General features: G+C 72.4%; 21 protein-coding genes. 9 read left to right on the forward strand and 12 right to left on the reverse strand.

The window, feature by feature from the left end; all coding sequences use genetic code 11:
- The first annotated feature begins 75 nt into the window (after nucleotides 1-75).
- From ACWC5C_RS26845 to ACWC5C_RS26865, 5 genes are all read left to right on the forward strand, one after another.
- The gene (locus tag ACWC5C_RS26845) at nucleotides 76-1,368 is read left to right on the forward strand and encodes a M18 family aminopeptidase (RefSeq protein WP_450879334.1); all 1,293 of its coding nucleotides are present in this window, start codon (nucleotides 76-78) and stop codon (nucleotides 1,366-1,368) included.
- Between the two features lies 1 nt (nucleotide 1,369).
- On the forward strand, nucleotides 1,370-3,343 hold the full coding sequence (locus ACWC5C_RS26850; protein WP_450879336.1) for a BTAD domain-containing putative transcriptional regulator: 1,974 nt from the start codon (nucleotides 1,370-1,372) through the stop codon (nucleotides 3,341-3,343).
- 132 nt (nucleotides 3,344-3,475) lie between these two features.
- Nucleotides 3,476-4,246 (forward strand): DUF4232 domain-containing protein, encoded by a 771-nt coding sequence (locus tag ACWC5C_RS26855; protein ID WP_450879338.1) that lies wholly within the window; start codon nucleotides 3,476-3,478, stop codon nucleotides 4,244-4,246.
- A gap of 320 nt (nucleotides 4,247-4,566) precedes the next feature.
- Entirely contained in the window at nucleotides 4,567-5,559 is a 993-nt protein-coding gene (locus ACWC5C_RS26860) for a hypothetical protein (RefSeq protein WP_450879340.1), read from the forward strand.
- 111 nt (nucleotides 5,560-5,670) lie between these two features.
- Nucleotides 5,671-6,504, forward strand: a complete 834-nt coding sequence (locus ACWC5C_RS26865; protein ID WP_450879342.1) for an XRE family transcriptional regulator — start codon at nucleotides 5,671-5,673, stop codon at nucleotides 6,502-6,504.
- Here the strand turns inward: ACWC5C_RS26865 and ACWC5C_RS26870 are convergent.
- From ACWC5C_RS26870 to ACWC5C_RS26880, 3 genes are all read right to left on the reverse strand, one after another.
- A complete protein-coding gene (locus ACWC5C_RS26870) occupies nucleotides 6,501-8,345 on the reverse strand; it encodes an NHL domain-containing thioredoxin family protein (RefSeq protein ID WP_450879344.1) in 1,845 nt (614 codons plus the stop codon). The two genes, ACWC5C_RS26865 and ACWC5C_RS26870, sit on opposite strands and share 4 nt — an antisense overlap.
- Nucleotides 8,346-8,416: 71 nt before the next feature.
- Complete coding sequence (locus ACWC5C_RS26875; protein ID WP_450879346.1) at nucleotides 8,417-8,812, reverse strand: DUF2752 domain-containing protein; 396 nt, start codon at nucleotides 8,810-8,812, stop codon at nucleotides 8,417-8,419.
- Nucleotides 8,805-9,221 carry a TM2 domain-containing protein gene (locus tag ACWC5C_RS26880; protein WP_450879348.1) on the reverse strand — a complete coding sequence of 139 codons (417 nt, stop codon included), beginning with the start codon at nucleotides 9,219-9,221 and terminating at the stop codon, nucleotides 8,805-8,807. The genes ACWC5C_RS26875 and ACWC5C_RS26880 overlap by 8 nt, the downstream gene beginning before the upstream one ends.
- Before the next feature lie 221 nt (nucleotides 9,222-9,442).
- Here ACWC5C_RS26880 and ACWC5C_RS26885 point away from each other — a divergent pair, with 221 nt between their 5' ends.
- Nucleotides 9,443-10,267 carry a maleylpyruvate isomerase family mycothiol-dependent enzyme gene (locus tag ACWC5C_RS26885; RefSeq protein WP_450879350.1) on the forward strand — a complete coding sequence of 275 codons (825 nt, stop codon included), beginning with the start codon at nucleotides 9,443-9,445 and terminating at the stop codon, nucleotides 10,265-10,267.
- Nucleotides 10,268-10,283: 16 nt separating this feature from the next.
- On the opposite strand, the gene ACWC5C_RS26890 is transcribed toward ACWC5C_RS26885, so the two are convergent.
- The 5 genes from ACWC5C_RS26890 to pdhA form a co-directional block, all read right to left on the reverse strand.
- Nucleotides 10,284-11,579 (reverse strand): MFS transporter, encoded by a 1,296-nt coding sequence (locus tag ACWC5C_RS26890; RefSeq protein WP_450879352.1) that lies wholly within the window; start codon nucleotides 11,577-11,579, stop codon nucleotides 10,284-10,286.
- Nucleotides 11,576-12,235 carry a GntR family transcriptional regulator gene (locus tag ACWC5C_RS26895; protein WP_450879354.1) on the reverse strand — a complete coding sequence of 220 codons (660 nt, stop codon included), beginning with the start codon at nucleotides 12,233-12,235 and terminating at the stop codon, nucleotides 11,576-11,578. The genes ACWC5C_RS26890 and ACWC5C_RS26895 overlap by 4 nt, the downstream gene beginning before the upstream one ends.
- A 75-nt stretch (nucleotides 12,236-12,310) precedes the next feature.
- Nucleotides 12,311-13,696 (reverse strand): dihydrolipoamide acetyltransferase family protein, encoded by a 1,386-nt coding sequence (locus ACWC5C_RS26900; protein WP_450879356.1) that lies wholly within the window; start codon nucleotides 13,694-13,696, stop codon nucleotides 12,311-12,313.
- Nucleotides 13,697-13,718: 22 nt separating this feature from the next.
- A complete protein-coding gene (locus tag ACWC5C_RS26905) occupies nucleotides 13,719-14,699 on the reverse strand; it encodes an alpha-ketoacid dehydrogenase subunit beta (protein WP_385445499.1) in 981 nt (326 codons plus the stop codon).
- Nucleotide 14,700: 1 nt separating this feature from the next.
- Nucleotides 14,701-15,864, reverse strand: a complete 1,164-nt coding sequence (gene pdhA / locus ACWC5C_RS26910) for a pyruvate dehydrogenase (acetyl-transferring) E1 component subunit alpha (protein ID WP_385445498.1) — start codon at nucleotides 15,862-15,864, stop codon at nucleotides 14,701-14,703.
- Nucleotides 15,865-16,188: 324 nt separating this feature from the next.
- On the opposite strand from pdhA, the gene ACWC5C_RS26915 reads away from it, so the two are divergent.
- Nucleotides 16,189-16,842 (forward strand): response regulator, encoded by a 654-nt coding sequence (locus ACWC5C_RS26915; protein WP_450879358.1) that lies wholly within the window; start codon nucleotides 16,189-16,191, stop codon nucleotides 16,840-16,842.
- Nucleotides 16,843-16,932: 90 nt separating this feature from the next.
- Nucleotides 16,933-17,970 (forward strand): phosphotransferase, encoded by a 1,038-nt coding sequence (locus ACWC5C_RS26920; RefSeq protein WP_450879360.1) that lies wholly within the window; start codon nucleotides 16,933-16,935, stop codon nucleotides 17,968-17,970.
- A 94-nt stretch (nucleotides 17,971-18,064) separates the two neighbouring features.
- Here ACWC5C_RS26920 and ACWC5C_RS26925 read toward each other — a convergent pair whose 3' ends face one another.
- Nucleotides 18,065-19,669: a protein kinase domain-containing protein gene (locus ACWC5C_RS26925; RefSeq protein WP_450879362.1), complete on the reverse strand. Its 1,605-nt coding sequence runs from the start codon at nucleotides 19,667-19,669 to the stop codon at nucleotides 18,065-18,067.
- A 311-nt stretch (nucleotides 19,670-19,980) separates the two neighbouring features.
- Between ACWC5C_RS26925 and ACWC5C_RS26930 the strand changes: the two genes are divergently transcribed.
- Nucleotides 19,981-21,651 (forward strand): protein kinase domain-containing protein, encoded by a 1,671-nt coding sequence (locus tag ACWC5C_RS26930; RefSeq protein ID WP_450879364.1) that lies wholly within the window; start codon nucleotides 19,981-19,983, stop codon nucleotides 21,649-21,651.
- A gap of 103 nt (nucleotides 21,652-21,754) precedes the next feature.
- Here the strand turns inward: ACWC5C_RS26930 and ACWC5C_RS26935 are convergent, their stop codons facing one another.
- From ACWC5C_RS26935 to ACWC5C_RS26945, 3 genes are all read right to left on the reverse strand, one after another.
- Nucleotides 21,755-22,321 carry a bacterial proteasome activator family protein gene (locus ACWC5C_RS26935; protein ID WP_385445493.1) on the reverse strand — a complete coding sequence of 189 codons (567 nt, stop codon included), beginning with the start codon at nucleotides 22,319-22,321 and terminating at the stop codon, nucleotides 21,755-21,757.
- Nucleotides 22,322-22,402: 81 nt separating this feature from the next.
- A complete protein-coding gene (locus ACWC5C_RS26940) occupies nucleotides 22,403-22,855 on the reverse strand; it encodes a hypothetical protein (protein ID WP_450879365.1) in 453 nt (150 codons plus the stop codon).
- A gap of 120 nt (nucleotides 22,856-22,975) precedes the next feature.
- Nucleotides 22,976-23,953, reverse strand: coding sequence for an NAD(P)H-quinone oxidoreductase (locus ACWC5C_RS26945; protein ID WP_450879366.1), 978 nt, complete (start codon nucleotides 23,951-23,953; stop codon nucleotides 22,976-22,978).
- Nucleotides 23,954-23,971: the final 18 nt, after the last annotated feature.

Here is a 23,971-nt window from a genome sequence, read left to right on the forward strand (position 1 = left end):
ATGGGCGCTCGCGCGATCCCGCCCCCGAACACGGCAGCCCGGCAGGCAAGGCGGTCCCGAATCTATGCTGATGTCATGAGCGCACACCCCGGCATCGACCGCGGCCATACGGATGACCTGATGTCCTTCCTCCGCGCCAGCCCCTCGCCGTACCACGCGGTGGCGAACACGGCCGAGCGCCTGGAGAAGGCGGGTTTCCGGCAGGTCGAGGAGACGGCGGCCTGGGACAGCGCGGCGGGCGGGCGGTATGTCCTGCGGGGCGGCGCGATCGTCGCCTGGTACGTCCCGGAGGACGCGAACCCGTCCACTCCGTACCGGATTGTGGGCGCTCATACCGACTCTCCCAATCTGCGCGTCAAGCCGATCCCGGACACCGGGGCCCACGGCTGGCGGCAGATCGCCGTCGAGATCTACGGCGGCGCCCTCCTCAACACCTGGCTCGACCGCGATCTCGGGCTCTCCGGGCGGATCACCCTCCGGGACGGCTCCAGCCATCTCGTCACCGTGGACAGACCCTTGCTGCGCGTGCCGCAGCTCGCCGTGCATCTCGACCGTTCCGTCAACGTCGACGGCCTCAAGCTCGACAAGCAGCGCCATATGACACCCGTATGGGGGCTGGGCAGCGCCGAGGAGGGCGACCTCATCCGGTTCGTCGCCGAGGAGACCGGGGTGGCGGCCGAGGACGTGACGGGCTGGGACCTGATGGTCCACAGCGTCGAGCCGCCCGCCTACCTCGGCCGGGACCGCGAGCTGGTCGCCGGGCCCCGGATGGACAACCTGCTGTCCGTGCACGCCGGGACGGCCGCGCTCACCGCCGTCGCGGCCCGCCCAGAGCTGCCGTACATCCCGGTGCTCGCCGCCTTCGACCACGAGGAGAACGGCAGCCAGTCCGACACCGGCGCCGACGGCCCGCTCCTCGGCCATGTGCTGGAACGGTCCGTCTACGCGCGCGGCGGCGGCTACGAGGACCGGGCGCGGGCCTTCGCGGGCACCATCTGCCTGTCCTCCGACACCGGCCACGCCGTCCACCCCAACTACGCCGAACGCCACGAGCCGGGCCACCACCCGCGCCCCAACGGAGGACCCATCCTCAAGGTCAACGTCAACCAGCGATACGCCACCGACGGCTCCGGGCGGGCCGTCTTCGTCGGCGCGTGCGAGCGCGCGGGCGTGCCCTGGCAGAGCTTCGTCTCGCACAACGCGATGCCGTGCGGGACCACCATCGGCCCGATCACCGCCGCCCGGCACGGCATCACCACCGTCGACATCGGCGTCGCGATCCTGTCCATGCACTCCGCACGCGAACTGTGCGGCGCACAGGACCCGCGACTGCTGGCCAAGGCACTCACCGCCTTTCTGGAGGGCTGAGTTGGACTTCTCCCTGCTGGGGCCGGTGACCGTGACCACAGGCCCCGCGGCGGCCCCCGTCGAGCTTCCGCTGGGACCGGCCAAGCGCCGCAGCGTGCTCGCGATGCTGCTTCTGCGTCCCAACTCGACCGTCTCGGTCGACCAGTTGGTGGCCGGTCTGTGGGAAGACGAGCCGCCCGCCCACGCCCGTACCGTCATCCAGGGCCATGTCTCCCGGCTGCGCGCGGCGCTCGCCGAGGGCGGCGCCGGGGAACACGGCGTCGAACTGACCACCCACAGCTCCGCCTATCTGCTCCGGCTGCCCGCCTCGCTGGTGGACACCGTGCGCTTCGACGACCTGGTGGCCCGGGCCGACCCCGAGTCGGCCCCGGCCGAGGCCGTGCCGATGCTGCGGCAGGCGCTCGGGCTGTGGCGCGGCCCGGCGCTCACCGGGACGGTGGCCAGCCCGCCGTTCGCGGCCGCCGCGCACGCCCTGGAGGAGCGGCGGCTGACCGCCGTGGAGGCCCTCGCGCGGGCGCACGGGGCGCTCGGCGAGTACGAGAAGGCGGCGGGCGCGCTGCACCCGGCGGCGCTCGGCAACCCGCTGCGCGAGGGGCTGATCGCGGCCCTGATGCTGGTGCTGTACCGCACCGGGCGGCAGTCCGACGCGATCGCCTGGTTCCACCGCACCCGCGAGATGCTCGCCGACGACCTGGGCGTCGACCCGGGGGAGCGGCTGAACGCCGCGTACCAGGAGATCCTGCGGGCGGCGCCCGTGGCGGAACCGCCGCCCGAGCCGCGCGCCCCGCGCGAGCCGCACGCCGCACGTGACCCGCGCGTCGCCGCCGAGGCCACGGCAGCCCCGGCCGCCCCGGCCGGACAACCCGCCGCACCCTCGGCGGCCTCCGGCCCCGCGCCCGAGCTGCTGCCCCGGCCCCCCGCCGGGTTCCTGGGCCGGGACGCGGAGCTGGCCGAGCTGACCCGGCTGGCGCTGCCCGGCGCCGGGCAGGACCACCCGTACGGCGGCGCTCCCACCGGGCTCCCCGCCGAGGGCTGCATCACCCTCGTCACCGGACCCGCCGGGGTCGGCAAGACGGGCCTGGCCGTGCACTGGGGCCACGCGTACGCCACCGCCTTCCCCGACGGGCGGCTCTTCGCCGATCTGCGCGGCTTCAGCGGCGGCGAGGAGGCCGAACCGGCCGCCGTGCTGCGCGAGTTCCTGCTCGCCATGGGCACCCCGGCCGACCAGATACCGCCCTCGGAGCAGGCCGCCGGGGCGCTCTACCGCTCGCTGGTGGCCCAGCGGCGGCTGCTGGTGGTGCTGGACAACGCGAGCAGCTCGGCCCAGGTGCGGCCGCTGCTGCCCGGCGGGCAGCACTGCGCCACGCTGGTCACCAGCCGGTCCCGGCTGGACGGGCTGATCGCCACCGACGCCGCCCGGCCGGTGCGGCTGCACGCGCTCGGCCCCGAACACGGGGTAGCCCTGATCGGCGCGCTGCTCGGCCCCGACCGGGTCGCCGAGGACCCGGCCGCCGCGCAGGAGCTGGTGACGCTGTGCGACGGGCTGCCGCTCGCGCTGCGCGCCGCCTCCGCCCAGCTGGTGGCCCGGCCCCGGTGGCGGCTGGCCCGGCTGGCCACGGCGCTGCGCGACGAGCGGCGGCGGCTGGCCCTGCTGTCGGCGGAGGACGCCGGGGTGGCGGCCGCGCTGCGCAACTCGGTGGCCCGGCTCTCGGCGGACGACGCCCAGCTGCTGCGGGCGCTGGGGGCCGGTTTCGCCCGGGAGGTCAACACCGCGGAGGCGGCCGCGCTGTCCGGCGCGGACCCCGACCTGATCCAGGACTCCCTGGAGCGGCTTGCCGAGATGCATCTGCTGGACGAGGAGGCCACCAACCGCTACGTCATGAGTGACCTGGTGAAACTCTTCGCCCAGGGCGACGGCGGCCGTGGCGCCGGGAGGCCCGGCGAGGGCCCGGTCGAGGGGGCCGGTCCGGCCTAACGGCGGGGCGTTAGTGAGGCGTTAGCGTTCGGCAGCCGCGCGGCAGCCGAACGCCAGCGGCCCCGGACAGAGTGGTTGTCGTACCGGAAAGCACGGGACAGCAGCCGAACCTCACCCCCGGGGGAACCCACCATGTCGCACGCCGCCTTCCTCGCCCGCCACGCCCGCACCATCCGCTCCGTCGCCGCCGGTCTCACGGTCGTCGCCGCGGGCCTGACCCTCACGGCCTGCGGCGACAACGACGGCACGGGCGCCAAGAGCTCGGGCAAGGCCGACTCCTCGGTCACCGCCCCGGCGGACCAGGGCGGCGCCGACGCCGGGGCGCGGGGCGAGAGCGGCACCGGCGGGAACGGCACGGGGGGCACCGGCGGCTCGGAGAGCGGCGGCACCGGCGGCGTGAAGGACGCCGCCGAGCAGGCCGGGAAGGCCTCCCAGCAGAACGGCGGCGCGGCCCAGCAGAACGGGAGCGGCGCCGAGTCGGACGGCGAGCGGGAGATCGGCACCTGCGATGTCAACAAGGCCATGGTGACCGTCGACTCCGTCAAGCGGCCCATCAACCACCTGCTGCTGAAGTTCACCAACCGGGCCGGAGTGGACTGCGAGGTCCCCAGCTTCCCGATCCTCCGCTTCGACGACGCGCAGGCCGCCACCCCGGCCGCCGGGGAGACCACGCCGCAGTCCGTCATCACGCTGGCCCCCGGCGAGTCCGCCTACGCGGGCATCACCACCTCGCGCGGTGACGACCCGGACGCGGGCGGCGCCGACATGTCCCAGCTCGGGGTGTCCCTGGAGGGCCTCGACGCCGAGACCACCCTGGACCTGCCCGGCGGCTCGGTGTACGTCGACAACACCGCCCAGGTGACCTACTGGCAGAACAGCGCCTCCGACGCGCTCACCTGGTAACCGGCACCCGAGGTTTCCCCAGACGGACCCGTAGCCGACTCCCCCCGGCTACGTGTCCCCGACGGCCCCCGCCCCGGCGGGGGCCGTCCGCTGTCCGCCCGAGGTCCGCCCGCTGTCCCGTCATGTCCCGTGGCGCCGCCGCCGATGTCCCGCACCGGGCCCTGCCCAGCCATGTCCCCGCAGGTCGAAGGGGTGTGACGGGATGGGACGTCCCACGGGACGAAGACTCCCCCGAACTCCCCCGCCCCGCAGCCGAGAGTGGTTCCCGTCGCCGCAGGGGGAACGGCCCGGCGGCCTCGACCGCACAGGGGGATTCACACATGACGCACTCCACCACAACCGCCCGGCGCCGGACCATCTGGCGCAAGGTCCTCCCCACGATCGCCGCCGCAGGTCTAGGCGCCACCGGACTCGTGGGCTGCTCGGGCGACGGGGGCACCGGAGGCCATGACGCGAAGGCGGCGAAGGCGGGCAGCGCCCGGGGGGCCGACAAGAACGCCATGAGCCGCGACACGGGGGCCGCGAAGGGCGGGAGCGCCCTCAAGCTGAAGACGACCAGCGGGGAGTTCGGCACCAAGGCGGCGGCCGCCGCCGACTTCCCCACCTGGGGCACGCGCTGGGTCGTCCACGAGACGGCCGACACCAGCAGCCCGTCCGTCGGCATGATCAACAAGGACCAGGCGGGGCAGGACCGCATCACCGCCGACTACCAGGTCGACACCGGCAAGAAGGCGTGCGAGGGCAGCACCTGCTCGACGTACATGGCGCACATCACCGGGCCGGTCACCGGCTTCCTGAGCGTCCTCGCGGTGGACATCCCCGAGGACTCGCTGCCCGGGGTCCCCGTGCAGAACGGCGGTCAGCAGCCGCCGAAGCCGCCCCAGCCCGGCGGCACCCGCGCCGAGGCGCTGCAGCGCGCCTCCACCTGGCTCACGGCCAACGGCGGCGGCCGGGTCCCGTACAGCCAGGCCAAGATCTGGAAGGACGGCTACCGCCAGGACTGCTCGGGCTACGTCTCCATGGCGCTCGGCCTGAAGACCCCCGGCACCAACACGGTCGGCCTCACCGGCTCCGGCATCACCAAGCCGATCGCGGTGAACGACCTCAAGCCCGGCGATCTGCTGATCGACGCCGCCGGGAACAGCAACACCCGCCATGTCGTGATGTTCGAGAAGTGGAACAACGACGCCCACACCTCGTACACCTCGTACGAGCAGCGCGGCGACTTCGGTACGGACCACACGACGCGCACCTATGGCCTGGAGCCGGGCAGCGAGTACAAGCCCTACCGGCCGCTGAAGTTCACGGACTGATGCGGTAATTCACGGGCCGGTGCGCAAGCGATCCGGTTCCGGTAACGAGCGGCACGTCCACCTCGGGGGTGTGGACGTGTCGCTCGTCATGTTCATGATCCACATGCTCCAATGGGGAGCGTGCCAGCGCATCCGAATCATTCCGAGAACCCACGACGAAAGCCGCTCGCCCCGCTTCCCGAGGAACTCTCCGGCCCGGTACGGGAATTCGTGACCGCACTGCGCCACATGCACGGCGAACTGGGCCTGAGCCTCAAGGAGCTGGAGGGCCGCCTGCCCGCCAGCCGCTCGTCCCTGTCCCGCTATCTGCGGGGTCAAAGCCTCCCCGACGAGCGGCTCCTGGTCCAGTGGGGCAAGCTCTCCTTCACCGCCGAGGACCGGCTGCCCGACCTGGTGAAGCTGCTCCACCGGGCCAACGAGGCCGCCGACGCGCCTCCGGAAGACCCGCCGCCGGACAGCCCGCCCCCGGACGGCACACCCCGTGAGGCCGGGGCCCGGCCGCCCCGGCGGCGGCTGCGGCTCGCGCTCGCGGCGGCGGGCACGGTCACCGTCCTGGCCGGGACCGCGGTCGCCGTCCTCGCCCTCCGGGCGTCGGACTCATCCGACACCGACAAGCCCCCGGCAGCCCTGGGCAACGCCCGGATCACCGTCTTCAACGCCGAGAAGAGCTGCCGGGGCGAGCACGTCCGCAGCTGCTCCCTGGGCCTGGCGGAGGATCCGTACATGGCCTACCGCCCCGCCAACATCACCGGCCGGGCCTACCACGGCGACGTGCTGCGCGCCGACTGCCGCATCGCCAACGGCGTCACCGTCACCGACGAGGCGGGCGGGCACAGCAGCATGTGGTTCCGCGTCTTACGAGACGACCGGCGGATGTGGATCCCGGCCATCCGCATCGATCATGACCAGGTGCAGTACACGAAGCTCCCCAACTGCCCCGACTAGCCGGACTCCTCCTCGTCCAGCCCGGCCAGCACCAGCGGCAGCCGCGCCGCGCCGCCCTCGGTGACCCGGACCGGAACGCCCCAGTCCTGCTGGTGCACATGGCACGCCGGGTACTCGTTCGCTGGGTCGTCGTCGCAGGACGCGGCCATCGCCGAGACGTGCAGCACGCCCTCGGTCACCCCCTCGGCCAGCACCAGTTCCCGGCGCAGGTCCGTGCCCGCGCCCTCGCCGCCCGCGAGCAGCCCGGGCGGGGTGGAGCTGACCAGCAGCCGGGTGGAGGGGCCGTAGCGGGTGTCGAGCTTCTGGCCCGCGGGCGCCTGGAAGACCACGTCCAGCCGGAGCGTGCCCGGCGCGATGTCGGTGGCCGCGCGCTGGGTGCGGTGGGCCACCGCCTCGACCCGTACGGCCTCCTCGGGCAGCCGCAGCCGGGTCAGCCGGTGCCGGGCGGACTCCACCACCACGATGTCCTGGTCGACCAGGACCGCGTCGGACGGCTCGCGCAGATCCGTGGCGAGCGTGGAGACCTCGCCGGTGGCCGGGTCGTAGCGGCGCAGCGCGTGGTTGTACGTGTCGGCGACGGCGACCGAGCCGTCGGGCAGCGCGGTGACGCCCAGCGGGTGCTGCAGCAGGGCCTGGTCGGCGGCGCCGTCGCGGTGGCCGAAGTCGAAGAGCCCGGTGCCGACGGCGGTGCGGACCGCGAAGCCGGCGCCGTCCCGCTCGACCCAGCGCACCGCGGAGCTTTCGGAGTCGGCGACCCACAGCCGGTCGTCCGTCGCGGCGAGCCCGGACGGCTGGGAGAACCACGCCTGGTCCGCGTCCCCGTCGACCAGCCCCTCGTTGGTGGTCCCGGCGGCGGCCGCGACGGCCCCCGCCTCAGGGTCGTACGTCCACAGCTGGTGCACGCCCGCCATGGCGATCCACAGCCGGTCGGCGAACCAGGCCAGGTCCCAGGGGGAGGACAGGTCGATCTCGCGGGCCGGTCCCTCGGCGGGCGAGCCCTGCCACCACTGGCGGCCGGTCCCGGCGAGCGTTGCGACCTCGCCGGTGGCGGGGTCGAAGCGGCGCAGCGCGTGGTTCACGGTGTCGGCGACCGCCACCGTGCCGTCGGGCAGCGCGGCGAGCCCCTGCGGCTCGCTGAACCGGGCCCGGTCCGCCGGGCCGTCGGCGAAGCCGCGCTCGCCCGCGCCGATGCGCCGCAGCACGGTCTCGCCGTCCGCCGCCAGCTCGACCAGCTGGTGGCGGGTGGTGTCCGAGACCAGGAAGGTGCCGCCGGGCAGCAGCAGCGCCTTGCCGGGGAAGCGCAGCTCGGTGGGGACCGGCTCCGGCGGTACATAGGGGCCGTCGCCGCGGCGCAGCGTGCCCTTGGCCTCGTGCTCGGTCTCCAGCTGCCCCACCAGCGTCTCGATGGCGTGGGCGTGGCCCTCGCCCGCGTGCTGGGCGACGACGTACCCCTCGGGGTCGATGACGACGAGGGTGGGCCAGGCGCGGACCGCGTACTGCTTCCAGGTGGCCAGCTCCGGGTCGTCCAGGACCGGGTGGTGCACCTCGTAGCGCTCGACGGCGTCGACGACGGCCCGGTGGTCGGCCTCGTGGACGAACTTCGGCGAGTGCACCCCGACGATCACGACGGTGTCGCGGTGCTTCTCCTCCAGCTCGCGCAGCTCGTCCAGGACGTGGAGGCAGTTCACACAGCAGAACGTCCAGAAGTCGAGGATGACGATGCGGCCTCGCAGCTCCGCGAGGCCGAGGTCTTTCCCGCCGGTGTTGAGCCAGCCGCCGCGACCGGTCAGCTCGGGGGCGCGGACGCGGGGGCGGGGCGGAACGGGGCCATTGGTGCTCATGACACCAAGGGTGCCAGGGCCCGGCGCGCCTACCCGCCCCGCGTCCTGCTCAGGCCGCCGATACGTCCCGCTCAGCCCGTCAGATTGCGGGCGAGCGTCCAGGCCACGGCGGTGGCGAGCACGGCGGCGATACCGCCCCGCCCCGGCCGGGGTTCCCAGCGGCGGCCCCGCAGCCCCTCCGCCAGCCAGCGGGCGCCGAGGTACGCCGCCACCGGCAACCCCAGCACCAGCAGCGCGGCGTTGTCGTGGAAGGCGGCCGCGAGATCCCCGTGCAGCAGGTCGTACGCCATGCGCGTGCCCCCGCAGGCGGGGCAGAGCAGCCCCGTAGCCCAGTTGAAGGGGCAGCGGGGCAGCGGCTGGCCGGACGCGTGCGGGTTCGTGCCCCACAGATAGACCACTCCGGCCGCCCCCGCCGCCAGCGCGGCGAGCGGAGCGGCGGCGGGGTGGACGGGACGCCGCTCAGGCACGCAACGGACGCCCCTGCTTGTCCGTGAAGTTGTCGCTGGCGAGCATCATGATCGCGTCGATGAGGGCCCAGATGCCGGCGCCGCCACAGGTGAAGAGCTGGATGAAGGCGATGCCGACGTGGCCGGTGTAGAAGCGGCCCACCCCGAACATGCCCAGGAAGAGCTGGAGCAGCCCGGCGGCGATCTTGGACTTGTCGGAGTAGGGGCGGCCGTACCGGTCATAGCCGAAGGGAGCGTTGGGGTCGACCTGGTGCATACCCGGCGCGGCCGGGTAGCCGTACTGCGGCTGGCCCTGCTGCGGATAGCCGTACTGCGACTGCTGCGGACCGGGCTGCTGACCCTGCTGCGGGTAGCCGTACGGCGACTGCTGCGGGCCGGGCGGCTGGCTGTAGGGGTTCTGGTTGGACACAAAGCTCCCCGAGGTCCCGATGGCTGGGCATCGGGAACTGATGAACGGACATTCCGCTTGCCATCCTGTCAGCCGTGCGCCATCGGGGGCGAAGAGGGCTCGGCGGGCGCGCTTTCCGGGCCTACGATCGGACTCGAAGCACTGCCCTCGCGCGCGTGGGCAGCGTAACTTGAAGCCACACACCCGCACCCAGCCCGCGTACCAACCGCCCGAGGGGTCCCGTGACCGTCCATCCCAGCCTTCAGACCTCGATCGACGCCTGGACGCATTCCATCGACGCCATATCGGAGTTGGTGAATCCGCTCGCGGAGAGCGAATGGAACCGCGCCACCGAATGCCCGGGATGGTCGGTGCGGGACCTCGTCTCGCACGTCATCGGCCTCGACTGCGAGCTGCTCGGCGATCCGCGTCCGATCCACACGCTGCCGCGCGACCTGTTCCACATCACCGGCGAGATGTCGCGTTACATGGAAGTCCAGGTCGACGTGCGGCGCTGCCATACCGCCCCCGAGATGACCTCCGAGCTGGAGTACACCGTCATCCGGCGGGCCCGCCAGCTGCGCAACGAGAAGCGCGCGCCGGACACCATGGTGCGCTGGCCCGGCGGCGGCGAGCTGACCCTGGAGGAGGCGCTGACCCGCCGCGCCTTCGATGTGTGGGTGCACGAGCAGGATCTGCGGCGGGCCCTGAACCAGCCCGGCAACCTGGACTCGCCGGGCGCGTACCTCTCCCGGGACGTGCTGCTGTCCGCGCTGCCGAGGGTGGTCGCCAAGGACGCGGGCGCCGCGCCCCAGTCGGCGGTGGTCTTCGACGTGCACGGCCCGATGGAGTTCATGCGCACCGTGCGGGTGGACGCGGAGGGCCGGGCCTCGATCGACGGCAGTGTGTCGCTGGGCCCGACCCTCACGCTCTCCGTGGACTGGGAGACGTACGTACGGCTCGCCTGCGGCCGGGTGCGCCCCGAGGCGGTCGCCGAGCGGGTGAAGGTCGAGGGGGACCAGCAGCTGGCCGACGCCATCCTGGCCCACTTCGCCATCACCCCGTGACCACCTGAGCGGGCCCTCACGCCGGTACGTGCACCGCCTCGACGCGGCTCGCGACCACGCGCTCGCGCTCCCTGCGGTGCGCGCGGCCGCGCAGCCGCAGCATCTGGGAGACGCCCAGCGCCTGGAGCACGAACACCACCGCGAAGGCGATGCGGAAGTCCTGACCGGTCATGTCCAGGAGTACGCCGACGGCGAGCAAAGTACTCATCGAGGCCGTGAATCCGCCCATGTTGACGATCCCGGAGGCGGTCCCGGTCCGCTCGGGCGGGTTGGCGGGGCGGGCGAAGTCGAAGCCGATCATCGACGCGGGACCGCACGCGCCGAGCACCACGCACATGACGGACAGCATCCACAGCGGCGCGTGGTCGCCCGGCCAGAACAGCGCGGTGCCCCACACCAGCGCGGTGGCGCCGACCGTGCCGAGGGCCAGCGGGGTGCGGGCGGCGTGGTGGCGGGCGATAATCTGCCCGTAGACCAGGCCGATGGCGATGTTGGACACCACGACCACCGTCAGCAGCTCACCGGCGGTCGCCCGGGACAGCCCCTGCGCCTCCACCAGGAACGGCATCCCCCACAGCAGCAGGAAGGCCATGGCGGGGAACTGGGTGGTGAAGTGCGTCCACATGCCCAGCCGGGTGCCGGGCTCGCGCCAGGCGGCCACGATCTGCTGGCGTACGAAGCCCTTGTCCGTCCGGTCGACGGGCGGCGGCTCGTGCCCCTCCGGGTGGTCCTTGAGGAAGAGCAGCACCAGGACGAGGATGACCACCCCGCCGACCGCGCTGCCCGCGAAGGTCGGGGTCCAGCCGACGCTGTGCAGGGTCTGGGCGATCACCAGCGTGGAGACCAGGTTGCCCGCCATGCCGATCAGCCCGGCGATCTGGCCCACCAGCGGCACCCGGCGGGCCGGGAACCAGCGGGAGCCGAGCCGCAGCACGCTGATGAACGTCATCGCGTCGCCGCAGCCGAGCACCGCCCGGGAGGCCAGCGCCATCGTGTACGTGTGGGAGAGCGCGAAGCCGAACTGCCCGATGGTGAACAGCACGATCCCGAGCGCGAGCACTTTACGGGTGCCGAGCCGGTCCACCATCAGCCCGACCGGTATCTGCATGCCCGCGTAGACCAGCACCTGGAGCACGGAGAAGGTGGACAGCGCCGAGGCGTTGACGTGGAAGCGCTCGGCGGCGTCGATCCCGGCCACGCCCAGGCTGGTGCGGTAGACGATGGCGACGAAGTAGACGGCGACACCGAGGCCCCAGATGGCGACGGCACGCCGTCCGCCGGGCGGGTCCCCGGGCAATCGTGCCGTGGTCATCGCACGTCCCCCCGGGCGAGCGTGTTCACCCAGCTGATGTGGCGCTGGACGAGTCCGGCCGCCGAACTCGCGTCCCCGGCGCGCAGCGCCTGGAGGATCTCGGTGTGCTCGGCGATGTTCTTGGCGATCCGGTCCGGCTCGGCGTGCATGGTGGCCACGCCCATCCGCAGCTGCCGGTCGCGCAGCTGGTCGTACAGGTGGGCCAGGATCGTGTTCCCCGCCGCCCGGACGATCTCCGCGTGGAAGCAGCGGTCGGCGACGGCGAACGCGGCCAGGTCACCGGCGGCCGCGTGCCCCTTCTGCTCCTCCAGCAGCTCTTCCAGCCGCCGCAGCAGCTGCGGCCCGGCGGGCACCGCCTTGGCGACCGCGTGCTGCTCGACCAGCAGCCGGGTCTCCACCACGTCCGCGATCTCCTGGGCGGAGACGGGCAGTACCAGCGCGCCCTTCTTGGGGTAGAGCTTCAGCAGCCCCTCGGCCTCCAGCCGCAGCAGGGCCTCGCGGACCGGCGTACGGGAGACCCCGACGGCCTCGGCCAGCTCGCCCTCGCTCAGCAGCGTGCCGCCCTCGTAGCGGCGCTCCAGGACGGCTTGTTTGACATGGGTGTAGACGCGTTCGGCGGCGGGCGGCGGCTTGGTGGCCGTATCGGTGGGACTCATGATGCGCACAGCATAGATACAACAGGTATTCCTGCGTATCCCCCGTCCGCCATGCGGACGGGGGGTACTTCCTTCTTAACCCCAGGTGATCAGACGCTTGGGGCGTTCCAGGATGGCCGCGACGTCCGCGAGCACCTTGGAGCCCAGCTCGCCGTCGACCAGCCGGTGGTCGAAGGAGAGCGCGAGGGTCGTCACCTGGCGCGGCTTGACCTCGCCCTTGTGAACCCACGGCTGGAGCTTGACCGCGCCGAAGGCGAGGATCGCCGACTCCCCGGGGTTGAGGATCGGAGTGCCGGTGTCGATGCCGAAGACGCCGACGTTGGTGATGGTCACCGTGCCGCCGGTCATCTCCGCCGGGCTGGTCTTGCCCTCGCGGGCGGTGGACACCAGGTCGCCGAGGGACTCGGCCAGCTGGGGCAGCGTCTTGGCGTCCGCGTCCTTGATGTTGGGGACGATCAGACCGCGCGGGGTGGCGGCGGCGATGCCCAGGTTGACGTAGTCCTTGTAGACGATCTCCTGGTTGTCCTCGTCCCAGGAGGCGTTGACGTCCGGGTTGCGCTTGATGGCCACCAGCAGCGCCTTGGCGACCAGGAGCAGCGGGTTCACCCGCAGCCCGGCCAGCTCCGGGTCCTGCTTGAGGTCGGCCACCAGCTTCATGGTGCGGGTGACGTCGACGGTCACGAACTCCGTCACATGCGGGGCGGTGAAGGCGCTGCCCACCATCGCCTGCGCGGTGGCCTTCCGTACGCCCTTCACGGGCACCCGGCGCTCCCGCGCGCCCGCGACCGGGGCCGCGGGCCCGGCGGCGGGCTCCGGGGCCGTGGCGGGGGCCTCGACGGCCGCGTGGACGTCGTCGCGGGTGATGATCCCGCCCGGCCCGGTCGGGGTGATCGTCGCCAGGTCGATGCCGAGGTCCTTGGCGAGCTTGCGGACCGGCGGCTTGGCCAGCGGACGGGCGGTCCCGGCGTGCCCGTTCAGCTCGGGCGCGGGCTCCGGGCGTACGGGAGCCACGGGGGCGGGCGCGGGAGCCGGGGCCTGGGGTGCCTCGGCGGCCGGACGCGCACCCGGCTGCGGCTTGCGGGGGCGGCGCTTGGTGGAGGAGGGGGCGGCCCCGTAGCCCACCAGGTTGGCCTGGCGCCCCTCCGGCTCGGCCTCGGCGGCGGGCTGCGGCGCGGCGGCGGCCTCGGGCGCGTCCCCGGCGCCCGGGTCGGTGTCCACCGAGATGATCGCCGTGCCCACGTCCACCGTGGTGCCCTCGCCGAAGCGCAGCTCATGCACCACGCCGGTGAACGGGATGGGCAGCTCCACGGCGGCCTTGGCGGTCTCGACCTCGCAGACCACCTGGCCGTCGGTCACGGTGTCGCCCGGCGCCACCAGCCACTTGAGGATCTCGGCCTCGGTCAGTCCCTCGCCCACGTCGGGCATCTTGAACTCACGGAAGCGCTGTTCGACTGCGGTCATCGTCACGATCTCCTCAAGCCCTTCAGTACGCCAACGCACGGTCTACGGCGTCGAGCACCCGGTCCAGGTCGGGCAGGTACTCGTCCTCCAGCCGCGAGGGCGGGTACGGCGCGTGATAGCCGCCGACCCGCAGCACCGGGGCCTGGAGGTGGTAGAAACACCGCTCGGTGATGCGCGCGGCGATCTCCGACCCGGTCCCCAGGAAGACCGGTGCCTCATGCACCACGACCAGCCTGCCGGTCCGTTCGACCGACCGCTGGAGCGTGTCGAAGTCGATCGGCGACATCGACCGCAGATCCACGACCTCCAGCGACTTCCCCTCCTCGGCGGCGGCCGCGGCGGCGTCCTGCGCGACCTTCACCATGGGCCCGTAGGCCGCGAGGGTGAGGTCGGTGCCGGGCCGCACCACGCGGGCGGCGTGCAGGGGGCCGGGGATGGCCGAGGTGTCGACCTCGCCCTTGTCGTGGTAGCGGCGCTTGGGCTCGAAGTAGATCACCGGGTCGTCGCTGCCGATGGCCTGCTGGAGCATCCAGTAGGCGTCGGAGGCGTTGGAAGGCGAGATCACCTTCAACCCGGCCACGTGCGCGAACAGCGCCTCGGGGGACTCGCTGTGGTGCTCGACCGCGCCGATGCCGCCGCCGTAGGGGATGCGGATGACGACCGGCATCTTGACCTTGCCGAGCGACCGGGCGTGCATCTTGGCGAGCTGCGTGACGATCTGGTCGTACGCGGGGAAGACGAAACCGTCGAACTGGATCTCCACCACCGGCCGGTAGCCGCGCAGCGCGAGCCCGATCGCGGTGCCGACGATGCCGGACTCGGCCAGCGGGGTGTCGATGACCCGGTCCTCGCCGAAGTCCTTCTGCAGCCCGTCGGTGACCCGGAAGACGCCCCCGAGCTTGCCGACGTCCTCCCCCATGATCAGGACCTTGGGGTCGGTTTCGAGCGCCGTGCGCAGCGACGCGTTGATCGCCTTGGAGAGCGACATCTTCTGGGCAGCCATGTCAGATGCCTTCCTCGGCGGTCTCGAACGAAGCCTGGTACGCGGCGAACTGGGCCCGCTCCTCGTCCACGAGCGCGTGACCGTCGGCGTAGGTGTGCTCGAACATCGCCATGTCGTCGGGGTCGGGCATCGACCGGACCGCCTCCCGCACCCGCTTGGCGAGCGCGTCGGACTCCTGCTCCAGGGCGTCGAAGAACGCGTCGTCCGCGAGCTTCTCCTTGGTGAGGAGGGTGTGCAGCCGCAGGATCGGGTCCTTGGTCTCCCACAGCTCGCGCTCCTCGGACGAGCGGTAGCGCGTCGGGTCGTCGGAGGTCGTGTGGGCGCCCATGCGGTACGTGAACGCCTCGACGAGCATCGGGCCCTGGCCGGTGCGGGCCCGCTCCAGCGCCGCCCTGGTGACGGCGAGACAGGCGAGCACGTCGTTGCCGTCCACCCGGACGCCCGGGAAGCCGTAGCCCTGGGCGCGCTGGTAGAGCGGGACCCGGGTCTGCTTCTCGGTGGGCTCGGAGATGGCCCACTGGTTGTTCTGGCAGAAGAAGACGACCGGGGCGTTGTAGACCGCGGAGTAGGTGAACGATTCGGCCACGTCGCCCTGGCTGGAGGCGCCGTCACCGAAGTAGGCCAGCACGGCGGTGTCCGCGCCGTCCTTGGCCACGCCCATCGCGTAGCCGGTCGCGTGGAGCGTCTGCGAGCCGATGACGATGGTGTAGAGGTGGAAGTTGTTGCTGTTGGGATCCCATCCGCCGTGGTTCACCCCGCGGAACATCCCCAGCAGATTGGTCGGGTCGACCCCCCGGCACCAGGCGACGCCGTGCTCGCGGTAGGTCGGGAAGACGTAGTCGTCGTCGTGCAGCGCCCGGCCGGAGCCGATCTGCGCGGCCTCCTGTCCGAGCAGCGAGGCCCACAGGCCCAGTTCGCCCTGGCGCTGCAGGGTGGTGGCCTCGGCGTCGAAGCGCCGCGTCAGTACCATGTCCCGGTACAGACCGCGCAGCTCGTCGGGGGTCAGGTCGATCGCGTAGTCGGGGTGCTCGACCCGCTCGCCCTCCGGGGTCAGCAGCTGTACGAGTTCCGGTTCCGCCTGCTGCTTCTTCGTGCTCCGCGCGCTGGTGCTGCGCTTGGCTCCGCTGCGGCGCGGCTTGCGCGCGGCAGTGCTCTCCACGGTCACGTGTGCTCCTCCGTCTGTCCGGCCTCCGGGATCCGCCGGCGGCCAGTTGCGGCTCGCCCGTCCGACGACGACGCACGGGGTGGGTGCGACGAAACGTCCGTCCGGGCGTGACAGGTGCCCGGCGGTCGGCCCCGCACAAGGCACGTTACCCAGTGCTTAGCATTCCTGCGAAACCCCACCTGACCTGCAATTTTGCTTGGATTTCCAAGTAAATCGCGCGGTTGGGTGAACATCCACTGGTCACAGCCTCGCCGACCGTCGGTCCACCGCACGTTATCCCGCAGGACAAAGGCACGGGAAGACTTCGTGTGTGAGACTGGAGCCGTGCGCGAAGAAGGAAAAATCAGGATTTTCCTACTCGACGACCATGAAGTCGTACGACGCGGCGTGCGCGAGCTGCTGGCGAGCGAGCCGGACATGGAGGTGGTCGGCGAGGCGGGCACCGCGGCCGACGCCCTGGCCCGGATCCTCGCGACCCGCCCCGATGTGGCCGTGCTCGACATCCGGCTGCCCGACCGCAGCGGTGTCGAGGTCTGCCGGGAGATCCGCTCGCGCGACGCGGCCATCCACTGCATGATGCTCACCTCCTTCGCCGACGACGAGGCCCTGTTCGACGCGATCATGGCGGGCGCGTCCGGCTATGTCCTCAAGGACATCCGCGGCAGCGAACTGCTCGCCGCCGTCCGGGACGTGGCCGCGGGCCGCTCGCTGCTCGACCCGGTGGCCACCGCCCGGGTGCTGGAGCGGCTGCGCGGCGGCACCAAGCCCGACGACCGGCTCGCGGCCCTCACCGAGCAGGAGCGCCGCATCCTGATCCTGATCGGGGAGGGGCTGACCAACCGGGTGATCGGGGAGCGGCTGCACCTCGCCGAGAAGACCATCAAGAACTACGTCTCCAGTCTGCTCGCCAAGCTCGGCATGGAGCGCCGCTCGCAGGCCGCCGCCTTCGTGGCCCGGATGCAGGCCCAGAAGCACTAGCGGGTCTCCTGGGGCTTCCCCAAGCACCATTCGGCCTGCCGCGTCAACTCACGCACGGCCCGTGACGCCGGGTGATCTAACATCTGGCACGTGCCGCGCTCACATGTAGACCTCGCCGAGGCCGCTCCCGACGGGGAAACCCTGGGCGCCCTGCTCCGCCGCTACGACCGGGCCGGTGAGCCGGTGTCCTGCGACCCCCTCACCGAGGGTCTGCTCAACCGCGGCTACCGGCTCGCCACCACCCGCGGCCGGTTCTTCCTCAAGCACCACCTCGACGGCGACCGCACCGCCATCGCCCGCCAGCACCGGGCCACCCAGCGGCTGGGCGCGCTCGGCCTGCCGGTCGCCCCGCCGGTCCCGGACGCCCACGGCCGTACGGTCGCCGTCATCGGCGGCCGCTGCTACGCCCTGCACCCGTGGATCGACGGGCGGCACCGCGACGGCGCCGCCCTGACCACGCCCCAGTGCTGGCGGCTGGGCGGGCTGCTGGGGTTCGCCCACACCTGTCTGGAGCAGGTCATGCGGGCCGGGACCAGCGACCGCGAGCCGCCCGAGCCCGCGGCCGACCCCGAGGACACGTACGCCCTCATCGACGAGCTGCTGACCCTGGTCCGCGGCCACCGGCCGCGCGACACCTTCGACGAACTCGCCGAGCACCGCCTCACCGAGCGCCGCGCGCTGCTGGACCGGCACGCCCACCGGCGGCCCGAGGCGGACGCGATCCCGGCCACCGGCTGGGTGCACGGCGACTTCCACCCGCTGAACCTGCTCTACCGCGACACCGAACCGGCCGCGATCGTCGACTGGGACCGGCTGGGCGTCCAGCCGCGCGCCGAGGAGGCCGTCCGCGCCGCCGCGATCTTCTTCGTACGCCCCGGCGGCACCCTGGAGCTGACCAAGGTCCGGTCCTACGCCCGCGCCTACCGCCGCATGGCGGGCGCCGGGGCCGCCGAGATGGCCGCGGCCGTGCACCGGGTGTGGTGGGAGCGGCTCAACGACTTCTGGATGCTGCGCTGGCACTACCAGCGCGGCGACCACCGCGCCGATCCGCAGTTCCCGGCCGCGGCCGCGCTGGTGGTGTGGTGGACGCGGGAGTACGAGGCGGTCCGCGACGCCTTCTGCTGCTGACGGCCCGCCCTGGCCCGGCCCTCATACGACGGCCCCGCATACGACTGCCCCGGCACCGCTCGCGCGGGCCGGGGCAGTCGGGGGCTTGGCCGGATCAGGGAAGGTCGCTGGCCGGGGGGTCGACGGTCGGCTCGCCGTCGCCACCGTCGTCGGGCGGCGTCGTCGGATCGTCGCCCTCGTCGGGCGGTGTGGTCGGGCCGCCGCTGCCGTCGCCCGGCGTGGTCTGCGGGTCCGTCGGGAGGCCGGTCGGGCCGCTGGTCGGCTCGTTCGGGTACCCCGGGTTGCTGGGCTGGCCGGTGTACGACGGGCCGGTCGGGTCCTGGGACGGGGTGTAGTCGCCGGTGCCGCCGGTGGAGTCGTCGGTCTCCGGGGCCTCCGTCGTCTCCTCCGTGGGCTCCTCGCTCGGCTCCTTGCTTTCCTTCTGCTGGGTCGCCGACGGGTTCTTGGTCGGCTGCTTGCCCTTGTCACCGCCGCCGCCGAGGTCCAGCGCGAACGCCACCCCGACCGCCACGGCGATCACCGCGAGCGCCGCGACCAGCCACATCTTGCCGCGGCCACCCCGGCGGCCCCGGCCGGAGCCCCCGCCGTAACCACCGTCGTAGCCGCCCCCGGCGTTCCCCCCGCCGGGCGCGACCATCGGCTGCTGCGACGTCTGGCCGTGGTCCGGATGCGGCATCGCGGTCGTCCCCGCCATGCCCATCGCACCCGTGGAACCGCCGAGGTGCTGGGTGACCGGGCCGGTGTTCCAGACACCGGTGTGGCCGCCCGCCTCCTGGAGCATCTGCAGCGCGTACTGGACGAGTCCGCGCATCTCCTCGGCGCTCTGGAACCGGTCGTCCGGGTCCTTCGCGAGCGAGCGCATCACCAGGCCGTCCAGCTCCGGCGGAACCTGCCCGCCCGAAATTTCGGACGGTGGCACCGGATTGTCCTGAACGTGCTGATAAACGACCGAAAGAGGAGTCTCACCGGTGAACGGCGGGCGCAGCGCGAGCAGTTCGTAGAGCAGACACCCGGTCGCGTACAGGTCGGAACGGTGGTCCACGGCCTTGCCGAGCGCCTGCTCGGGCGAGAGGTACTGCGGGGTGCCCATGACCATGCCGGTCTGGGTCATGGTGGACTGCGCGCCGTGCAGGGCACGGGCGATGCCGAAGTCCATGACCTTGACCGCGCCGCTCTTGGTGATGATCACGTTCGCGGGCTTGATGTCACGGTGCACGATGCCGTGCTGGTGGCTGTAGGCGAGCGCCTCCAGCACCCCCGAGACGATGATCAGCGCCTGGTCCGGCGGCGGCGCCTCGGCGTTCAGCAGCAGATCGCGGATGGTGTGGCCCTCGACCAGCTCCATCACGATGTAGGGGACGGTGTTCGGCCCGACGACGTCCTCGCCGGAGTCGTACACCGCGACGACCGCGTGGTGGTTCAGCCCCGCGACGGACTGTGCCTCGCGGGTGAAGCGGGCCTTGGACACCGGGTCCTCGGCCAGGTCGGCGCGGAGCAGCTTCACCGCGACCGTTCTGCCGAGCCGGACGTCCTCGGCGGCGAAGACCTCCGCCATGCCGCCTCGGCCCAGGCGACCGGTGAGACGGTAACGGCCATCGCCGACCAGCCCACCATTTCCCCACGCCTCGGGCACATCAGACATTCCGGACCCGGTAGCGTCAGGTTCGGAGGGCCCCTGGGCGCTCTGGGTCTGTGCCATCGGTCCTCGCCGTCTCGGTCTAGGTGGGGGTCTGGTCAAGATCGCCCCGCCCGCGGGCGGTACGGTTCCTGCTAGGCACGCTACAGCCTTCGCGCCGCGCATCGGTTCGTGATGGACCGGCCATCAAACCTGTTGACGGTGAAGTGTTGCAAATCGCGTGACGGGTTCTTGAGCATCCGGTCACGGAACGGGCACGTGGCTTGACGTGTCCGTGGCCTGGGGCAGACTTGGCCACGATATCGGGAACACGAAGATCATGGCGTCGAAACGTGCGGGTCCGGGCGGTGAGTGCGCCGAGGGGGATGCAAGACATGAGCCAGCACGGCGCTCCGGGCCGTTACCAGGGCAGCTCCCTGGCCGGCGGCCGTTACCAATTGCGGGACCTGCTCGGCGAAGGCGGCATGGCATCCGTGCACCTCGCGTACGACTCCGTGCTGGACCGCCAGGTAGCGATCAAGACGCTGCATACGGAGCTGGGCCGCGAGCAGTCCTTCCGTGAGCGCTTCCGCCGCGAGGCCCAGGCCGTGGCCAAGCTCACGCACACCAATATCGTCTCGGTCTACGACACCGGCGAAGATTCGATCGACGGCGCGCTCATGCCGTACATCGTCATGGAGTACGTCGAGGGACTTCCGCTGCGTTCCGCGCTCGACGCCGACGTCCGGCAATACGGCGCGATGCCGACGGAAAAAGCGCTGAAAATCACCAGTGATGTTCTGGCGGCGCTGGAGATCAGCCACGAAATGGGGCTGGTTCACCGCGACATCAAGCCCGGTAACGTGATGATGACCAAGCGTAATGTGGTCAAAGTCATGGACTTCGGCATCGCCCGCGCCATGCAGTCCGGGGTCACCTCCATGACCCAGACCGGCATGGTCGTCGGCACCCCGCAGTACCTCTCGCCCGAGCAGGCGCTGGGCCGTGGCGTGGACGCCCGCAGCGACCTGTACTCGGTCGGCATCATGCTCTTCGAGCTGCTGACCGGGCGTCTCCCCTTCGACGCCGACTCGCCGCTCGCCATCGCGTACGCGCACGTCCAGGAGGAGCCGGTCGCGACCTCCTCGATCAACCAGTCCATCCCGCCCGCGGTGGACGCGCTGGTCGCCCGCGCCCTGAAGAAGAACCCGAACGAGCGCTTCCCCACCGCCGAGGCCATGCGCGACGAGATCGCCCGCGTCTCGCGCAGCGGCCAGACCGGCGCCTCCCCGATCATCATCGCCGGCGGGCCGCCCTCCGTCAGCGGCTCCGGCGTCGGCGCGGCGGTCTTCCCGCCCGTCGACCAGCAGACCCCCGGCCCGGGCGGCGTCCAGACGCCGTACCAGCCGCAGCCCGGCTCGGGGCAGTACGGCGCCTTCGGCCCGTCCACCCCGCCGCCGCCCACCCATCCGGTGGGCCAGCCGGTGGGCCAGCAGCCGTACGGCACGCCCCCGTCCCCGTACCAGGGCGGCCACGGGCCGAGCACCCCGCCGCCGTACTCGATCTCGCCCACGCCTTCGCCCTCGCCGAACTCCTCCGGGGGTGGCGGCAGCAACAAGCGCGTGATCATCGGATCCACCGTGGTGGCCGCGATCGCGGTCCTCGGCGTGATCCTGGTGATCGCCCTCAACGGCTCCAACGACGGCAAGAAGGACGAGACCAAGGGCGGCGGCGAGAAGAAGTCCTCCGCTTCCGCGTCCGAGACGGCCGCCGCGGGTTTCCGCATGGGCGACAAGACGAAGACGATCGACCCGGCCAAGTGCACGGACGCGTACGAGGACTCGGACGAGAAGGGCACCTACAGCGTGCCCGACTTCCAGAACCTCTACGTGGACTCGGTGAAGAAGTGCATCCGGGCCGCGGGGTGGAAGTACCGCGTCACGTCCCAGGACGAGAACCTGTGGGGCAAGGGCACGGTCCTCAACTACACGTACCGCAACTACGAGCCGTACAACCCGGACACGGACACCATCGAGCTGACGGTCTCCACCGGGAACCCGGGCTGAGGCCCGCCGCATGAGTTCGTGGGCGTAGCCGGACCGCTTCGGTCCGGCTACGCCTCTTTGGCTATCGGTATGTCGCTATCGGTGCATCGCTACAGGTACGTCGCTACAGGTACGGGCCCGAGCGGGCCCCGCCGTGCTCCGGGCCCATGCCCTGGCCCTCCTCGCCGCCGCTGACGCCCGGGGGCAGCGCCCTGCGCATCTGCTCCAGCTGGGCGCGGGCCGCCATCTGCTGGGCGAACAGCGTCGTCTGGATGCCGTGGAACAGCCCCTCCAGCCAGCCGACCAACTGCGCCTGGGCGATGCGCAGTTCGGCCTCGGTCGGGACCGACTCCTCCGTAAAGGGCAGCGACAGCCGCTCCAGCTCCCCGATCAGCTCGGGGGCGAGACCGTCCTCCAGCTCCTTGACCGAACTGGAGTGGATCTCCTTGAGACGCGCGCGGCTCGCCTCGTCGAGGGGTGCGGCGCGGACCTCCTCCAGCAGCTGCTTGATCATGCTTCCGATCCGCATGACCTTCGCGGGCTGTTCGACCATGTCCGTCACGGGAACCTCGCGCGACTCGTCGTCACCACTGCCATCGCCAGGAGTGAGACCGCCGAGCGCCATGCCGTCCGGACCGACGACCAGGACGTGCGGGCTCTCCTGCGATCGTTCGTTCATCGGCTGGTTCATACCCCCATTGTTCCGCACCGGCACCTCAGAGGGAGGCTGTGGGTCGCCTCAGGCCCCGCGGCCCCCCGGCCCGGCTCCGCCTCAGTGGCGCCGTAGCCGCAGTCCGAGGAAGGCCAGCCCGAGCCCCAGCCCGGCCAGCGCCAGCCCGGTACCCAGCGGCAGCACCCGCGTCGCCCGGTCACCAGGCGCGGCGGCGGTCCGCTCGGTGCCGTACGGCCGATCATCCTGGGGCGGCTCGTCCGCTCCGCGCCGCTCCTGCTCAGGGGGGAGCCGGAGCGAGGACGGCGTCCAGTCCGGGACCAGCGACATGCGCCGGTCCGTCTGGTCACGCCCGCCGTCCGTGTCGGCCGGGGTGTGCGGTGCGGCGGACGAGGGGGTGGGCGCCGCGGACCGGCCGGGGTGGGACCGGCCCTCCCCGGCGCGGGTGCCCGCGAGGTCGCCGTCGTCGGCGCGCGCCACCGCGTGCGGGGCGGCGAGCAGCGCGGTGCCCGCCAGCAGGGCCGCGGCGGGCAGGGTACGGAGTACGGGGTCCACGGTCGTCGCCCTCCCGTGCCGGGCGGTTGGCTCGGGCGCCCGACGGGATGAGCGTCACATGGCGGGGCGTACGGGGCATTCCGGGCGCGGCCGAACAGGCCACGCCCGGAACCCTTCGGTTCAGAGCGTCAGCAGGACCTTGCCCACGTGCCCGCTGGAATCGAGCAGCCGGTGCGCCTCCGCCGCGTCCCGCATCGGGAACGTACGGTCCACGATCGCGCGGACCCGGCCGCTGCCGATCAGCGGCCAGATGTGCTCCCGTACCGCCGCGACGATCGCCGCCTTCTCGCCCAGCGAGCGGCCGCGCAGCCCGGCGGCCGTCACCGCGCCGCTCTTGCCCAGCAGCTTGACCAGGTTCAGCTCGGCCTTCGCCCCGCCCTGCAGGCCGATGATCGCCAGCCGACCGTTGGTGGCCAGCGCGTCCACGTTCCGGTCCAGGTACTTCGCCCCGACGATGTCCAGGATGACGTCCGCCCCGGCGCCGTCCGTGGCCGTCCGGATCTCCTCCACGAAGTCCTGCTCGCGGTAGTTGATCAGCACATCGGCGCCCAGCTCGCGGCAGGCCGCCAGCTTCTCCGCCGACCCGGCCGTGACCGCCACCCGCGCCCCGGCCGCCTTGGCGAGCTGGATGGCCATGGTGCCGATGCCGCTCGACCCGCCGTGCACCAACAGCGTCTCGCCCGGCCGCAGGTGGGCGATCATGAAGACGTTCGACCATACGGTCGCGGTCACTTCGGGCAGTCCGGCGGCGGTGACGAGGTCGACGCCGTCCGGCACCGGCAGCAGCTGCCCGGCCGGGACCGCCACCTTCCCGGCGTACCCGCCGCCCGCCAGCAGCGCGCACACCTCGTCGCCCAACGCCCAGCCGCTGACGCCCTGGCCCAGCTCCACGATCCGGCCCGAGCACTCCAGACCGGGGTACGCGGGGGCGCCGGGCGGCGGCGGATAGTGGCCCTGCCGCTGCATCAGATCGGCGCGGTTGACGCCACTGGCCACGATCTCGACCAGGACCTCCCCCTCGCCGGGCGTGGGATCGGGCACCTCGGTCCACTGGAGTGCGTCGGGGCCGCCGGGTTCAGGAATGGTGATCGCATGCATGGCCGCGAGGCTACTCCT

It is taken from the genome of Streptomyces sp. NPDC001700 (assembly GCF_053596435.1).

What these genes read in the sequence shown, in the direction of transcription:
- ACWC5C_RS26845 (WP_450879334.1), top strand. Translation starts at nt 76, where the DNA reads ATGAGCGCACACCCCGGCATCGACCGCGGCCATACGGATGACCTGATG.
- ACWC5C_RS26855 (WP_450879338.1), top strand. Translation starts at nt 3,476, where the DNA reads ATGTCGCACGCCGCCTTCCTCGCCCGCCACGCCCGCACCATCCGCTCC.
- ACWC5C_RS26860 (WP_450879340.1), top strand. Translation starts at nt 4,567, where the DNA reads ATGACGCACTCCACCACAACCGCCCGGCGCCGGACCATCTGGCGCAAG.
- ACWC5C_RS26865 (WP_450879342.1), top strand. Translation starts at nt 5,671, where the DNA reads ATGGGGAGCGTGCCAGCGCATCCGAATCATTCCGAGAACCCACGACGA.
- ACWC5C_RS26870 (WP_450879344.1), bottom strand. Translation starts at nt 8,345, where the DNA reads ATGAGCACCAATGGCCCCGTTCCGCCCCGCCCCCGCGTCCGCGCCCCC.
- ACWC5C_RS26890 (WP_450879352.1), bottom strand. Translation starts at nt 11,579, where the DNA reads ATGACCACGGCACGATTGCCCGGGGACCCGCCCGGCGGACGGCGTGCC.
- ACWC5C_RS26895 (WP_450879354.1), bottom strand. Translation starts at nt 12,235, where the DNA reads ATGAGTCCCACCGATACGGCCACCAAGCCGCCGCCCGCCGCCGAACGC.
- ACWC5C_RS26900 (WP_450879356.1), bottom strand. Translation starts at nt 13,696, where the DNA reads ATGACCGCAGTCGAACAGCGCTTCCGTGAGTTCAAGATGCCCGACGTG.
- ACWC5C_RS26905 (WP_385445499.1), bottom strand. Translation starts at nt 14,699, where the DNA reads ATGGCTGCCCAGAAGATGTCGCTCTCCAAGGCGATCAACGCGTCGCTG.
- ACWC5C_RS26925 (WP_450879362.1), bottom strand. Translation starts at nt 19,669, where the DNA reads ATGGCACAGACCCAGAGCGCCCAGGGGCCCTCCGAACCTGACGCTACC.
- ACWC5C_RS26930 (WP_450879364.1), top strand. Translation starts at nt 19,981, where the DNA reads ATGAGCCAGCACGGCGCTCCGGGCCGTTACCAGGGCAGCTCCCTGGCC.
- ACWC5C_RS26935 (WP_385445493.1), bottom strand. Translation starts at nt 22,321, where the DNA reads ATGAACCAGCCGATGAACGAACGATCGCAGGAGAGCCCGCACGTCCTG.
- ACWC5C_RS26945 (WP_450879366.1), bottom strand. Translation starts at nt 23,953, where the DNA reads ATGCATGCGATCACCATTCCTGAACCCGGCGGCCCCGACGCACTCCAG.